This window comes from Pseudohoeflea suaedae (assembly GCF_004354915.1).
GTDB classification, from domain to species: Bacteria; Pseudomonadota; Alphaproteobacteria; order Rhizobiales; family Rhizobiaceae; genus Pseudohoeflea; species Pseudohoeflea suaedae.
This window is the reverse complement of the sequence record NZ_SMSI01000014.1, coordinates 1-357: the sequence shown is the minus strand read 5'-3', so window position 1 is coordinate 357 and position 357 is coordinate 1. Positions and strand designations below refer to the sequence as shown.

Sequence of the window (357 nt, the reverse complement as noted above, 5' to 3'; positions counted from 1 at the left end):
GCATGGTCCTGCTGGTCCTGGCCGAATGCGCCGGTATAGTCGATGGCGATATCCATCTCAGGCGTGACGGCGAAGTTGAGACCGAGGCCGACGAGGCCGACATCGCGCGCACCCACATTGCCGGCGATGGTGAAGGGCAGGCTTTTCGCCGCAATGACCATGTCGGTGGTCGGCGTGATGTCGCCAAACGTGTGGTTCCAGGCAATCGAACTGTTGAAGGACACCGGCGTGCCGCCGGACAACCGGCCCAGATCGACGGCGCTGCGGATGCCGAGCGTGGTCACCCCGAGCGTGGTGGAGGCCGAGGAGCCCGTCAGGGCGGAATCGCCGCCCTCTTCGGTAAAGCCGTCGGTATAC

Annotated in this window: 1 protein-coding gene; it reads right to left on the bottom strand. The window is 65.0% G+C overall.

Annotated elements, in window-relative coordinates:
• On the bottom strand, positions 1-357 hold a 357-nt coding region (locus E2A64_RS17755), incomplete at both ends, for an autotransporter outer membrane beta-barrel domain-containing protein (RefSeq protein ID WP_133285868.1).